Below are 13,678 nucleotides of genomic sequence, written 5' to 3'. Positions count from 1 at the left end.
AATACCAGACACCTGCACGCCCGCGAGCAGCGCGCGCGTAACTAAGGAGCCCCCGGGCGGCGGCGCCGGTCTGGGGCCGCGGCGGCGGCCGGCGGCGAGCGCCGCCGGGACGCCGGGGCGCCGGATGATGATCGTGCCAACGGCCCGGGCGGGCCCGTTGGCGCACTCGTCGCGAGGGAGGCAGCGCGCCGCGCCGGAGGGCGCGGGCGAATCGTCCGTACCAGGCATGTTGGACACGATGGCCGGTAATGTACCGGCCCCGGGGGTCCCGCGGGGGTCCCCTTGCCCACCCGATCGACGCCCCGATGACCCGGATCGGCTAACTAGGTCCGTGTGACCACTTCGGGCTGTAGCCAGGTGGTCCATCCGTACGGTGTCACTTGCCCGCTTGGAATCTGACGATGCGGGACCGTCTGGGCCCGGCGCTCCTTCCCTGAGCCGCGGGGGCGGGGTCCACGGTGACCTGTTCGGGGGGGAAGGACGGCGATGCTGACGCCGGTACTGATTCTGGTGGGATTTCTGGTCGTGCTCGCGGCCGCGGCGGCGCTGGTGCACAGCCCGGCCGAGCCGGACACGCTCCCATCTGACCGAGAACCATCCGCCCTCCGGGCCGCGGCGCGCGTTGACGCCGACGGTCGGGAGCCGACCACGAACGAGCTGTCCGGTGGCGTCGCGCGAACCTCTCGTTCGCGTGACCACGCGCCGGCCGGCAACGCGCCGAGCCCGGCCCTGGGAGCAACCCCAGGTCGGGAGTCGGCCACCGCCTCGGACACGCCCGCCGGTGCGGGACTGCCGAGCGCGGGGATGATCAGGGCCGTCGGTGCTGGGACCACCCTCGGCCCGGCCACGGATCTCAGCGGGATCGGTGGGGAGGGCGCCGCGGCGAACCCGCCGGCCCCGATCACGGGAGAGGACCTGACCGAGACCGACCCGGCTGCCGACACCGGCGCCCAGACGCTGCCGGTGCCGCGCCGGGCACCGCGCCGGCCGGCGGACGCCACGTCCGGGGACGGCGTGACCCAGCCCGGACCGCTGACCCAGCCCGGACCGCTGACCCAGCCCGGACCGCTGGACCAGTCCGACCCGCCGACCCAGCCCGAGCCGCTGGCGCAGTTCGGACCGTTTACCCAGCCTGGACCGCTCGCCCAGCCCGGACCGATGCCGCCGGTCGCGCCGTCGGTTCGGCCGCCCCGGCAGCGGCAGCCGCTGCCCCCGCTGCCACCACGGCTGCCCCGGCAGCGGCAGGCCCTACCGCCGTTGCCGCCGCAGCTGCCACGTCCGCGGGGCCCGCTCCCGCCGCCGTGGCATCCGTCCCGACCGGCGGTTCCGCCGCCCGCGCAACCGCCCGCGACACCGCGGCCGGGCGCCGTGCCCCCGGCGGGCATCCCGGCGCAGCCGCCGGGCGCGTTCGGCGGGTCCGTGCCCGCCCGCGGGCCGGCCGGGGCGCGGCGGGCCCGCTGCCCCCGCCCGACGCTCGTCCCGCGTCGGGGTTCGTCCTCCGCCGGTACCGGCCGCCGGTAGCGGCGGTGCCCGTCGCCGGGCGCCGGTAGCCGGCCACGCCGACGGAGGATCGGACGCCGTGCCCCCGCTGTCCGACTGTCGCGAAGCCACCTGCCGGTTCCGCTCGGCCGGGGCCGTCCCACCGCCGGCCCGTCCTGTCCCTCGCCTACGCGGCGGACGGGACGGGCCGGCGTCGGCGCGTAGGTGTCGGCTCAGCAGCCGCGCAGCAGGCGGTCGAGGACGCGGGCGCCGAAGGTGAGGGCGTCGACGGGAACCCGTTCGTCGACCCCGTGGAACAGGGTGGTGAAGTCCAGATCGGGTGGCAGCCGCAGCGGGGCGAACCCGAAGTGGCGGATGCCGAGGCGGGCGAAGGACTTCGCGTCGGTGCTCGCGGGCAGCAGGTAGGGCAGCAACCGCGCACCCGGGTCCTCCCCGTCGATCGCCCGGGCCATCGCCGTGACCAGCGCCCCGTCGAAACTGGTGTGCACGGGGGGCAGCGCCCGCCAGACGGCGTCGACGCCGGGACCGATCACCTCGGCGAGCTCGCGGGCGAACGCCTGCTCGCGGCCCGGCAGCGGCCGGCAGTCGACAGTCGCCGTCGCGACCGAGGGCACGACGTTCGCCCGGTAGCCGGCGTCGAACCGGGTGACGTTGGCGGTGTCCCGCAGCGACGCGCCGACCAGCCGGGCCAGCGTCCCCAGCCGGTCGACCGCGGCCTGCGGGTCGCGTTCGTCGAAGGGCACGCCGGTGAGCTCCGCGACGCCGGCGAGCAGTGCCCGCACCGGGTCGGTCAGGACCAGCGGGAAACGGTGCGCGGCCAGGCGGGTCACGGCGGCGGCGAGGGTCACGATCGGGTTGTCCTCGTGGAGCATCGCGCCGTGCCCGGCGGTGCCGCGAGCGGTCAGCCGCAGCAGCATCGAACCCTTTTCCGCGATCTCCACCAGGTAGGCGCGGACCGGGTCGGCGGGTGTCGAGGGATCGGCGCGTCGACCCGGGAGGGTGACCGAGAAGCCGCCGACCTCACCGATCGCCTCGGTCACGCCCTCGAAGAGCTCCGGGCGATGCTCCACCAGCCAGCGCGCCCCGAGCAGGCCACCGGCCTCCTCATCGGCGAGGAACGCGAAGACCAGATCCCGCGGCGGGACGACACCGTCGCGGCGAAGGCGGCGGGCGACGGCCAGCGTCATCGCGACCATGCCCTTCATGTCGACGGCGCCGCGCCCCCAGACATGGCCGCCGGAGACCTCCCCGGAGAACGGGTGGACCGTCCAGTCGCTCGCGTCCGCCGGGACCACGTCCAGATGGCCGTGCACCAGCAACGCGCCGCGCGACGGGTCGGCGCCGGGCAGCCGGACGACGACGTTTCCCCGACCGCGGGCCCCGGACTCGACGTAGGTCGGCTCGTAGCCGACCTCGGCGAGCTTCGCGGCGACGTACTCCGCCGCCGGCTGTTCGGTGCCGGGCAGGTCAGGATCACCGAGGTTGGTGGTGTCGATCGCGATGAGCTCGCTGGCCAGCGCCACCACCTCGGCCGCCGGATCGGTCCCGGCGCCGACACCGGGCTTCGGCATCGCATGGTCCCTTCGTGATGGGTCCCCGGCTGGCTCGGTGACCGGGAGGCGGCTGCTGGACGGCGACGTCCTGCGGTGTCCGGTCGCCGGGCGCCACGGGAGGCCAAGGTTGTCACCCAGTGTGGAGCCTTCGTAGTCGGTGCGCGGCGAGCCGCGTTCCTGCGGCAGCGGGACGACCTTGTCGGCGAACCCGTCGATCCCGCCGGGGTCACGGCCTGCGTGGCGTGCTCATCGGGACGCGGCCTCGATGCGCTCGGCGGGCTGCTGGGCGGCGTAGCGGTTGACCGGCCGCGGCAGGCCGAGGTGCCCGCGCAGGGTGGTGGCCTGGTAGCCGGTGCGGAACCGGCCGCGGCGGGCGAGCTCCGGGGCGAGCCCGCGGGTGATCGCCCTCAGGTCGTCGGGCAGGACCGCGGGGCGCAGGCGGTAGCCGGTCAGGCCCGCGGCCTGCCAGTCGAGCAGCAGGTCGGCGAGCTCGCCGGGGGAGCCGGCGAAGATCGTCGCGTCGGAGCGGGCCGGCGCGTCGAGCAGCCCGTCGAGGCGGCCCAGCCGGTCCCGGGCCGCGGCGGCGTCGTCGTCGAGGACGACGACCAGATCGGCGAAGACATGCAGCGTCTGCCCGGCCCGGCCGGCGCGGTCCTGCTCGTCCCGGATCTCGGTGACGATCGCGCGCACCTGGTCGCCGTCGTGCGGGGTGACGTGGACGACGTCGGCGGCGCGGGCCGCGAGCCGGTACGGGACGGTGGCGTGCGCGAGCGCAGTGACCAGCGGCTGGCCCTGCGGCGGCCGCGGGGTGATCGACGGTCCGCGTACGGAGAACCAGCGGCCCTCGAAGTCGATGTAGTGCAGCTTCTCGCGGTCGACGAACCGGCCGGTGGCGGCGTCGCGGATCTCCGCGTCGTCCTCCCAGCTGTCCCACAGCCGGCGGACGACCTCCACGAAGTCGGCGGCCTCGTCGAACGACTCGGCGACGAACGCCTGGATCTCGGGACTGTCGAGGGTGTCGAGGGTGAACGGCGGGAACGCGCGCCGGCCGACGTGCGCCACCTCGCCGGGGCGGCCGACCTGGACCCGCCAGCCGGCCCGCCCGCCGCTGGTGTAGTCCAGGGTCGCGATGGCCTTGGAGAGGTGGAACGGCTCGGTGGTGAGCACCGAGGTGCTCGGCACCAGGCCGACGTGGGAGGTCAGGGGGGCGACCCGGGCGGCGATGAGCACCGCGTCGAGGCGGCCCCGCACCTGGTCGGTGCGGCCGTCCGGGCTGGCGTCCAGCCGCGAGGACTGCAGGGCCAGGGAGTCCTCGAAGGTCACGAAGTCGAGCAGTCCGCGCTCCGCCTCCGTCACCAGGTCCACCCAGTAGCCGGGGGAGAACAGCTCCTGCGGCCGGGCCGTGGGCTCGCGCCACGCGGCCGGATGCCAGCCGGCCCCGTCCAGGGCGACGGCGAGATGCAGCGGGTCGGATGCGGGCATGAAGATCACCGCTTTCTGGTCGGGCGCACTGCGGGACGCGGAGCGGGACCGGCTGGCCGGCCTAGTGCTGGCGGCGGCGCCATTCCTCGGCGAGCAGTTCGTAGGAACGGACCCGGTCGGTGTGCTGGTGCGTGATCGTCGTGATGGCCAGTTCCCGGGCGCCGGTGGCCTGCTGGAGCTGCTCCAGCCGGTCGGCCACGGTCGCCGGGGAGCCGACGAGCTGGGTCTCGGTGCGGTCGGTGACCAGCGCGCGGTCCTCGTCGGTCCACACGTGCGCGGCGGCCTGCTCCGGGGTGGGGAACGGGATCGCCCCGGCACCCGTGCGGATGCTGCGCACCCACAGGCCGTAACCGGAGGCGAGCCGGGTCGCCCTCTCGTCGTCCTCGGCGACGACGACGTCCGCCGAGACCGAGATGTACGGCTCCGCCAGCTCCGCCGATGGCCGGAACGCCGCCCGGTAGGCGTTCACCGCGTCCAGCACCGTGCTCGGGCTGTGATGGTAGGAGGCGGCGAAGCGCAGCCCCCGCGCGCCGGCGACCTCGGCGCTCGAACCCCCCGACGAGCCGAGGATCCAGATCTCCACGTCCGCGCCCTCCCCGGGGCTGGCCTGGGTCGCCACGCCCCCGGGGGACTGGTAGGTACCGGTGAGCAGCGCGAGGACGTCGTCGATCTGCTCGCCGTAGTCCGGGGCGTAGGCGCCGGGTTGATGGAGCAGGTCCAGCATCGCTCCCAGCTTCGGCGACGAGATCAGCTTCGTGACGTCGAAGCGTTTCGGGAGCAGCAGGCCGTTGTCGGTGCGTTCCTCGGTCTCATGCGCCCCGCCGCCGAGCGACGCCCGGTAGGTGGCCGCCGCGCCGTTCGGGGCCGGAGTGTTCGCGACCGGGGCCCGGCGGCTGATGGAGCGGCCGATGCCGAGGTCCAGCCGGCCGGGGTGCAGTGCGCTGATGAGGCCGAACTCCTCGACGATGCTCAGCGGCGTGCGGTGGCCGGCCTGCACCCCGGCGGAGCCCAGCCGGATCGTCGAGGTGGCCCCCGCGACCAGCGCGATCGTCACGGCGGGGGAGGAGCCGAGGACACCCGGGTTGAGATGGTGTTCGGCGAACCAGTACCGCCGGTAGCCCAGGGCCTCTGCACGGCGGGCCAGATCGACGGTGTTGCGCAGTGCTGCCTCGGCGGTCGAACCATCGCTGACCGGGACGAGGTCGAGCAGGGCCAACGGGATCTCGGGCATGGCGGGGGCCTTTCCGCGCGTCGGGTCGGCGGGTGGGAGCTCGTCGGGGATCCGGACGGGTGCCGTCGGCGGCCAGCTCGGGGAAGGTCGCGGCCGAGGGCGGCCAGGTCGGTGCGGTCGTGGCGGGTGTTACGGCCGACCGCGGCACGGGCCCGTCGCCGGCATCGGGGACGAATCTTCCCGACGGTGCGACGTCGACGCCGCGCCGGGCGGGAAGTGGCGGCGGGGAGGGGTCGTGCCCGGGAGGGCCACACCGGGCCGGCGGCCTGGGCGACCGACCAGGGCGGGGGTCAGGCCGACGAACCGGCGCGACCTCGCCGGTTGCGGCGGTCACCCGGACAGAGACAGCTGGAGGACCGGTGAAGATCGATGGGCAGACGCCGGGTCAGCAGCCGGGCCGGCAGATCGGCCCGGGGAGCCGGCGCGCTTGCGGCAGCCGGGGCACGACCGCAGGTCGCGGAGCGGCCCCGTGCGCGGCGCATCGCTCCGGACATGCCCTTGCTCCTATGCCGAGGCCCGGGTGGACCGGGCCAGCTCCGTGCCACGTCCGCCGCCCGGATCCGGGGCGGCCGGTGGTCGACGTGCCGAAAGCGCTGATCACCTGGTCGGCTCACCTGGTCGGCTCACCTGGTCGGCTCACCTGGTCGAAACATAGCCCGCCATGTTGGGTATGTCCATGGGCATAGTTGGTTACGTAGGGGGCGTGGCCTCCGTGCGAGAACGCTGGTTCCGATGACGAAGGGGGGTGTGCGCTGGGTCGAGGCCGCCGACGGGGAGCGATGTCGGTGCGCGGCTGCCGCCGCGGTTTGATGTCCGCCTCCGCTCTGGCACGGCAGGCACCGTTCTCGGCCCGGAGCGGGACAGGTCTCGAAATCGGCTGACCGAGTTCCTCCCGCGCACAGATCAATGCGTGGTAGATGGACAGTGGCCGGCGCTCCACACAATAGGTGTCGGGCCGATGCGCGGGCGAGGAGGAATACCGCCGCGGCATCCGTGGGCCCGGGAAATGGCGGCTCTGCGGCAGGTGCAACTTTTTGTGGTATCGCGTCGACGCTGGCGGCGAGATGCACCGGCAATCGTGCGATTGCGATGTGCGCGGCCTGGTTGTGGCGGCCGGCCGGGCAACTCACACTAAATTGGCGAAGTCCCTCGAAGGAGCTGGAGGATTCCATCCATGCCGGCCGCCGCTGAGAAGTCCGACGGCTTCCCTGCATTCCAGTGCCATGGTCGTCTCGACGCCGAGATTTTCGGGGTCGGGCTGGGGAACACCTGTCGTGGCCGCTCCCGACCGGCCGGTACCTCCCATGGCGCGGGTGTTCTCGCGGCTGCCCTCCCAGCCCGACGGGTACCCCGCTGAACGTCGCCGGCCGGCCGGCGGACGGGCTCGCGTGGAGCGCCGGTACGCGACCGCCCACCTCGGCCGCGCGGGGCCTTCGACCGGATGCTGACTGTCTGGAGGGGCCGCGGTGACCATCGCCGACTCCACGCCGCGGATCGGGGACCGGTCGTATCAGAGCCGGCTGGACGAGGCCGGCGTGCTCGACCAGCGTTACGTCCTCGTCCACGCGGACAACGCCACCCTGGACCTGGTCGGCGAAACCGGCGCGCCGCACCGGTGCATCGACTTCATGTCGGCGTTCGCGGCCGTCAACTTCGGCCACCGCAACCCGGCGATCGAACGGGCCCTGACCCGATCGTCCGACCTCACCGGGTTGTTCCACGGCCCGGACGCGGACCGGGTCGCGCAGTGGCTGTGCGCCCGGCTGCCCGACCCGCCCGGCCGGCGCGTCCTCTACCAGGTGGGCGGCAGTTTCGCGGTGGCGGCCGCGCTGGCACTGGCCCGCCGCGCCCGCCCGGGCCGGGTGATGTCGATCGAGGGGGGGTTCCACGGTCTCGGCGTGGACGCGGCGGCGCTCACCAGCGTGCAGCGACGGTTCTCCCTGCACGACACCGGCTTCGCCGATCTGCTCGCCCCCGAGGTGGTCCACCTGACCCCGGGCGTCGTGCCGCGCGCCTGGGACGGCATCTCCTGCCTGATCTACGAGCCGGTGCAGGGGGCCAACGGCTACGTGCCGCTCGACCGCGAGTGGCTGGGCGAGGTGACGTCCTCGGCGGCGTCGGCCGGCGTGATCACGATTGCCGACGAGATCCAGTGCGGGTTCTTCCGGCACGGCGAGTTCAGCCCGGCCACCGCCTGGGGGCTGGACCCGGACATCGTCCTGTACAGCAAGTCCCTCACCAACGGCATGTACCCGCTGTCGGCCGTGGTGTACAGGCGCTTTCTGGAGGCGGGCGCGGATCCGGTGTATCTGGCGCACACCTTCCAGACGGGGACCCTGGGCACCGCCGCCGCGTACGAGGTGACCCGCTACATCGACGACAACGACGTGGCGGGCATGGGCGCGGCGGTCGGCACCCGGCTGGCGGAGCTCGCCGACCGGCTGCGGACGGCCGGCCTGGCCCGCGCGGTGCACGCGATCGGCCCGTCGCTGTCCTTCGAGCCGACCGCCGTCGCGAGCCGGGACCTGGTGCGCCAGGCGTTCACCGACGGCGTGCTCGTGTTCAGCGGGGGTCGGCACGGTGAACGCATCCGGGTGGCCCCGCCGCTGACCATTCCCGACGCGCAGCTCCTGGCGGGCATCGAGCGGGTGTGGTCGGCCGCGGGTGGGCGCGCCGGCCCGTGATGACCGCCCGGGTGCCCGACCTGCCCGGTGCGGCGCGCGGACCGGTGGTCGCGGTGTTGTGCGCCGACCGACGCCCACCCGGCCTGGAGCTGATCCAATCCGCCGCCGTGGTCCGCTACACCACGGCGGCGGGCCTGCCCGCGGCCCTGCGCGGCGCGGACGCGCTGTTCGTGTGGGACTTCACCTCCACGGCGGTCGAGGGGGCGTGGCCGGCCACGAACCCGCCGCGATGGGTCCACATCGCCAGCGCCGGGGTGGACACCCTGCTGTTCTCCGCGTTGCGGGACGGCGACGTGGTGCTGACCAACTCGCGGGGTGTCTTCGAGGGCGCGATGGCCGAGTACGTGCTTGGCCTCGTGCTCGCCTTCGCCAAGGACGTCCCCGGCACCTGTGCGGCGCAGCGGGAACGCCGCTGGCACCACCGGGAGACCGAGCGGATCGACGGGCGGGCCGTGGTGATCGTGGGCACCGGGCCTATCGGCCGCGCGATCGCGCGGATGCTGCGGGCGGTGGGCATGCGCGTCGAGGGCATCGGGCGGGCACCGCGCGACCATGATCCGGACTTCGGCGTGGTGCATGGCTTCGACCAGTGGGTCGGGCGGCTGCCGCACGCGGATTTCGTGATAGCGGCCGCTCCGCTGACCGCGCGTACCGCCGGCATGTTCAACGCCACGACGATGGCCGCGATGCGCCGGTCCGCCCGGTTGATCAATGTCGGTCGGGGTGCGCTGGTGGTGACCGAGGACCTGGTCGCGGCGCTGCGCGACGGCGTCATCGCGGGCGCGGCGCTGGACGTCGTCGACACCGAACCGCTGGCGGCCTCCTCGCCGCTGTGGTCGCTGCCCACCGCGCTGATCTCGCCGCACATGGCCGGCGACTTCGTCGGATATCTGCCCACGCTGGCCGACCTGTTCGTCGACAACTACCGGCGCTGGCGGTCCGGAAGCCCGCTGCGCAACGTCGTCGACAAGAGACTGGGGTACGTGCTCACCCGGCCGGGCGGTGGCTGAGTCCGGCGGACGTCTCCGTCCCCGCGCTCAGAGGACGGTAGCCATCGCCCGCAGCACCAGGTCCCGGTCCAGCTCGATCGGGTTGTTCCCCGCCCTGGCCCGGGTCGCCAGCCCGGCGTCCACGAGCGACGGCAGCGCGTCGCGGCCGATCCCGTAGTCCCGCAGCCGGGGTGACCAGCCGAACGCCGTGAAGTATTCGGTGAAGCAGTCGGTGAAGCAGTCCGTCCGCTCCCGGCCGGCGAGGCCGAGCACCTCGACGATGTCGGTGACGTGCTCGACGACCCGGCTCTCGACGCCGGGCCGCTGCGCCATCGCCAGGTGGAGGGGCAGCAGCCACCGCAGGTTCAGCAGGCAGGCGACGCCGTGCGGCACGCCGTACCGTGTGGTCAGCCGGTACGCGAAGGCGTGGGCCGCCGTCGTCCTCGTGAGGTCGATGGCGCGACCCGCCGCGAGCGCCGCGCCCGCCAGCGTGCCGCGGTACGCGGCGTCCCGCTCGGCCACCGGTCGCCGCAGCAGCGGCACGAGGGCGCGCAACGCCTCACCCGCGAACTCGCGGGAACGCGGCGTCGACCGCCGGCTCCACCACGACTCGACGGCGTGGCACAGCGCGTCGAAGGCACAGCTTCCGACGAGGCTCGACGGGCACGACGCCGCCAGGTCGGGGTCGACGACGGCCACGTCGGCCAGCACCGCGGCGTGGTCCAGCGACAGCTTGGTGTCGCCGTCGAAGACCGTCGCGAACCGGGTGACCTCGGTGCCCGGGCCGGCGGTCGTCGGCACGAGCACGAGCGGCGGACGCTGGTCGGGTGGCTCGAAGCGGTGCAGCGCCGCACGGGCCCGCTCGGGGTCGGCGGGCAGCAGGCGGACCATCTTCGCCACGTCGAGCGCGCTGCCACCGCCGAGACCGACGATCACCTCCGGCCGCCACCCGTCCCGCAACCGGCACCCGGCGAGCACGTCGGGCAGGCGCGGGTTCGGCGTGAAACCGGAGAACACCGCGACGTCGTTGTCCGCCAGCAGCTCCGCCACCCCGGCCGCCCGGAACGCGCGGGCGCTGGCCACCACCAGCACGCGCCGGCCCGTCCCCACCACCCGCGCCAGCCCCGACACGGAACCCGCCGCGTTGATCAGCTCGGGCGGGCACACGGTGTCTCCCCGTCGTCGGGCCCGTCGGTGGCCAGCCGGGCCCGCAGGCGCCGGTATATCCGCGGCGCGCTGACCGCGGACGTCGCCCGAGCCGGGGCGGTGGCGCCGGCCCCGGCCGGCGCCACCCGCACGACGAGCAGGTGCGGTCCGGGCGTCGAGAGCATCACGCGCAGCGCGGACCGGGCGTCCTCGGGCCGCGCGCAGGCGAGCGCGCTGCGGTAGCCGCAGGCCAGCCCGATCCCGACGAAGTCGGTCGCCGCCGAGGTGGTCGCCTGCGCGCCGGTGGACTCGTAGGCGCCGTTGTCGAACAGGACGTGCACCAGGTTGGCCGGGGCGCTGAAGCCGACGGTCGACATCGTGCCCAGGTGCATCAACGCGGCCCCGTCGCCGTCGAGGACGATCACCGGCCGGGTGGCGGGCCCCGTCCGCGCCAGCCCCAGACCGAGCGCCGTGGCGTGGCCCATGGAGCCCTGCATGTAGAAGTGGGTGTCAGCGTCCCCGAGCGCGAACAGCTCGCGCGAGGTGTAGCCGGTCGTGGAGATGATCGGCAGGTCGCGCAGCTCGGGCCGGATCGCTCGGAGGACCTCGGCGCGGGTGCAGGCCGCGCGGCCGTCGTCCACCTCGCCCGCGCCCGGCCCACCCGGGGCGGCCTCGCTGCCAGCGCCGCCCGTTCCGATCCCGGTGATGGCTCCCTTCTCGACCAGGACGAACGCGGGTCGGCCGCGGGCCAGTTCGCGCTCCGCCTCGTCAAGGACGCGGTCGAGGTCGGTCGTCGTGGCGGTCAACAACCACCAGGCCACGCCCAGCGCGTCGAGCATCCGTGAGGTGGCCCGCCCCATGACGGCGTGCTGCGGTTCGTCCTGGGACGGGTCGGGCCAGCCGCGCAGGCTCACGAACGCGAGCACGGGGATGTCGTAGGTCATCAGCAACGAGGTCAGCGGGTTGATCAGATTTCCCAGGCCGGAGTTCTGCGCGAACACGGCGACCCGCGAGCCGCCCAGGGCCGCGCCCGCGGCGATGGCCAGCGCGGCGCCCTCGTTCGCGGCCGGGACGTACCGGTTGTCCCGGGACAGCCGTTCGATCGGGCCGGTGAAGTACGAGCAGGGCACGCCGGTGGCGGAGGTGAAACCGCGCGCGATCAGACGCGCACAGAACCGGTCGGTGTCGATCACCCTTCCAGCTCCCGCCACTGCCGGAGCCGCTGCAGCTCGAACACCTCGGTCAACGACGCCAGGTCGGCCTCGAGGTGGGCCGACCCGCCGTGCGCGATGATCGAGCCGAAGGTCGTCCGTAACGCGTCGATCGTCGCCCGCAGCCCCTGGTTGGCGTAGATGACCATGGAGACCCCGGCCTTGACCGCGTCGTCGAAATGCCAGTCGGGATACGTCGTCGGCACCACCACGACCGGCGCGCGAGCGTCCCACCGGTCGAGGAAGGCCTCCACCTCGACGCTGGTCCGCTGCCGGGAGTGGACCAGCACGGCGTCCGCGCCGGCCTCGGCGTACGCGTGGCAGCGATGCAGCGCCTCGTCGACCCCGAGCCCGCTGATCAGGGCCTCCGTGCGGGCGATGACGAAGAAGTCGGCGCCGGTCTGGACCGCCTTCGCGATGGAGATCTTCCGGGCGAAGGCGGCGGTGTCGAGCAGGGCGTGCTGGCCCGGCACGAAGCTGTTCATCTTCGGGTACTGCTTGTCCTCGATGCAGACCGCGCTGATTCCCGCCGCCTCGTACTCGTGCACCAGATAGGCGATGTTGAGGGTGTCACCGAAACCCGTGTCGCAGTCGGCGACGACCGGGATGCCCACCCGGCGTTGCATGTGCACCGCGGCCTGGAGGTACTCGGTCATCGTGAGCAGGCTCGCGTCGGGCACGCACCGCGCCGCGGAGATCCCCAGGCTGGACGCCCAGACCGCGGCGAAGCCCGCCTGCTCGGCCAGCATTGCTCCCAACGCGTCGTGGACGCCCGCGGCCCGCACGGCCGGGCCCTCCACCAGCACGTCCCGGAAAGTCCTGTTCGTGATTCGCCGCATCTCATGTCCTCCAACAGGCCGGGTCTCGACAGGTGGGCTCACGCGACCCGGCCCGCGGGCGGAGGCTGGCCCTCCCGCAGCACGTGCCGCACTCCGGCGGCGACCCGCCGCCGCAGGCTGAGCTCCGACTCGGCGGACAGGAACGCCCGGTGGGCCGTGACGATGACGTCGGGACGGCGCAGCAGCTCCCGACCGACCTCGTCGTCGTTGGGGTCCTCCGGGGAGAAGACGTCGGAGGCGAATCCGCCGAGGCGTCCGTCGCGCAGGGCGGCCAGCACGGCGGGAAGATCGACGAGCCCGCCGCGGGCGGTGTTGACGAGCAGGGCCCCCGGCCGACACGACCGGAGCACGGCCTCGTCGACCAGCCGCTCGGTCTCGGCGGTCAGCTCCGTGTGCAGCACGACGACGTCCGACACGGCGAACAGCTCGGCCAGCGAGGCGGCGGGCACCACGCCGTGGCTGGCCATCAGGTCGGCCGGGATGTAGGGATCGTGGGCCACGGTCCGCCCGTAGAAGGCATGCAGCTTGCGGCTGGTGGCCCGGCCTATCCGGCCGAAACCCACGATGCCCGCGGTCAGCGCCGCGGTGCGCCGGGGAATCCGACCGGCGTGGATGTCCCACGCCCGGTCGCGCACCAGCTGGTCCTGGACGCAGACCCCGCGTTCGAGGGCGAGCGCCAGGGCCAGGGTGTGCGTGCTGACCTCGTCGCCGCAGTAGTCCGGGACATGAAAGCCCCACAGGCCCCGCGCGCGCAGGAGTTCGGCGTTGAGGTTGTCCAGCCCCACCCCCTGGCGGGCGACGAGCCGGCAGGACGGGCCCACCGCGTCCAGCAGCCGTGGGCTGACCCGGGCCCGGTAGACGACCAGCGCGTCCGCGCCGGCGACGTGCCGGTCGAACTCCGCGCCATCGAGGAGGAACCGGCCGTCGCGGCGCAGCCCGAGGGAGAACTCGACGTCCTCCCCGTACACCTCGCGTTCGATCGTCGCCAGCGACGGGTCTGTCTCACCGTGCCGGTCGAGTGCCCAGGCCGGGTCGGTGTACAC

10 protein-coding genes are annotated in these 13,678 nt (G+C 74.1%); 3 read left to right on the top strand and 7 right to left on the bottom strand.

Going from position 1 to position 13,678, the window contains the following annotated elements; all coding sequences use genetic code 11:
- Positions 1 to 486 precede the first annotated feature (486 nt).
- A complete protein-coding gene (locus tag MXD60_RS16110; RefSeq protein ID WP_248819996.1) occupies positions 487 to 1,521 on the top strand; it encodes a hypothetical protein in 1,035 nt (344 codons plus the stop codon).
- A 191-nt stretch (positions 1,522 to 1,712) separates the two neighbouring features.
- Here MXD60_RS16110 and MXD60_RS16105 read toward each other — a convergent pair whose 3' ends face one another.
- The 3 genes from MXD60_RS16105 to MXD60_RS16095 all read right to left on the bottom strand — a co-directional run bounded on the left by MXD60_RS16105 (position 1,713) and on the right by MXD60_RS16095 (position 5,766).
- Entirely contained in the window at positions 1,713 to 3,071 is a 1,359-nt protein-coding gene (locus tag MXD60_RS16105) for a M20/M25/M40 family metallo-hydrolase (RefSeq protein WP_248819989.1), read from the bottom strand.
- 228 nt (positions 3,072 to 3,299) lie between these two features.
- The gene (locus tag MXD60_RS16100) at positions 3,300 to 4,535 is read right to left on the bottom strand and encodes an LLM class flavin-dependent oxidoreductase (protein ID WP_248819987.1); all 1,236 of its coding nucleotides are present in this window, start codon (positions 4,533 to 4,535) and stop codon (positions 3,300 to 3,302) included.
- 61 nt (positions 4,536 to 4,596) lie between these two features.
- Positions 4,597 to 5,766 carry an LLM class flavin-dependent oxidoreductase gene (locus MXD60_RS16095; RefSeq protein WP_248819985.1) on the bottom strand — a complete coding sequence of 390 codons (1,170 nt, stop codon included), beginning with the start codon at positions 5,764 to 5,766 and terminating at the stop codon, positions 4,597 to 4,599.
- 1,466 nt (positions 5,767 to 7,232) lie between these two features.
- Here MXD60_RS16095 and MXD60_RS16090 point away from each other — a divergent pair.
- A complete protein-coding gene (locus MXD60_RS16090; RefSeq protein ID WP_248819983.1) occupies positions 7,233 to 8,450 on the top strand; it encodes an aminotransferase class III-fold pyridoxal phosphate-dependent enzyme in 1,218 nt (405 codons plus the stop codon).
- Positions 8,450 to 9,460, top strand: coding sequence for a D-2-hydroxyacid dehydrogenase (locus MXD60_RS16085; RefSeq protein ID WP_248819981.1), 1,011 nt, complete (start codon positions 8,450 to 8,452; stop codon positions 9,458 to 9,460). Before MXD60_RS16090 ends, MXD60_RS16085 begins: the two co-directional genes overlap by 1 nt.
- A 27-nt stretch (positions 9,461 to 9,487) precedes the next feature.
- Here the strand turns inward: MXD60_RS16085 and MXD60_RS16080 are convergent, their stop codons facing one another.
- Genes MXD60_RS16080 through MXD60_RS16065 form a run of 4 tightly spaced genes read right to left on the bottom strand, consistent with a single transcriptional unit; the run spans position 9,488 to position 13,678 of the window.
- Positions 9,488 to 10,606 carry an iron-containing alcohol dehydrogenase gene (locus MXD60_RS16080; RefSeq protein ID WP_248819979.1) on the bottom strand — a complete coding sequence of 373 codons (1,119 nt, stop codon included), beginning with the start codon at positions 10,604 to 10,606 and terminating at the stop codon, positions 9,488 to 9,490.
- On the bottom strand, positions 10,588 to 11,778 hold the full coding sequence (gene aepY / locus MXD60_RS16075; protein ID WP_248819977.1) for a phosphonopyruvate decarboxylase: 1,191 nt from the start codon (positions 11,776 to 11,778) through the stop codon (positions 10,588 to 10,590). The genes MXD60_RS16080 and aepY overlap by 19 nt, the downstream gene beginning before the upstream one ends.
- Positions 11,775 to 12,635 carry an isocitrate lyase/phosphoenolpyruvate mutase family protein gene (locus MXD60_RS16070; protein WP_248819975.1) on the bottom strand — a complete coding sequence of 287 codons (861 nt, stop codon included), beginning with the start codon at positions 12,633 to 12,635 and terminating at the stop codon, positions 11,775 to 11,777. The genes aepY and MXD60_RS16070 overlap by 4 nt, the downstream gene beginning before the upstream one ends.
- 38 nt (positions 12,636 to 12,673) lie before the next feature.
- On the bottom strand, positions 12,674 to 13,678 hold the full coding sequence (locus MXD60_RS16065; RefSeq protein ID WP_248819973.1) for a C-terminal binding protein: 1,005 nt from the start codon (positions 13,676 to 13,678) through the stop codon (positions 12,674 to 12,676).

It is taken from the genome of Frankia sp. AgB32 (assembly GCF_023243045.1).
GTDB lineage: Bacteria > Actinomycetota > Actinomycetes > Frankiales > Frankiaceae > Frankia.
Note: the sequence above shows the minus strand (reverse complement) of the source record. Positions and strands in the feature narration are given on the sequence as shown.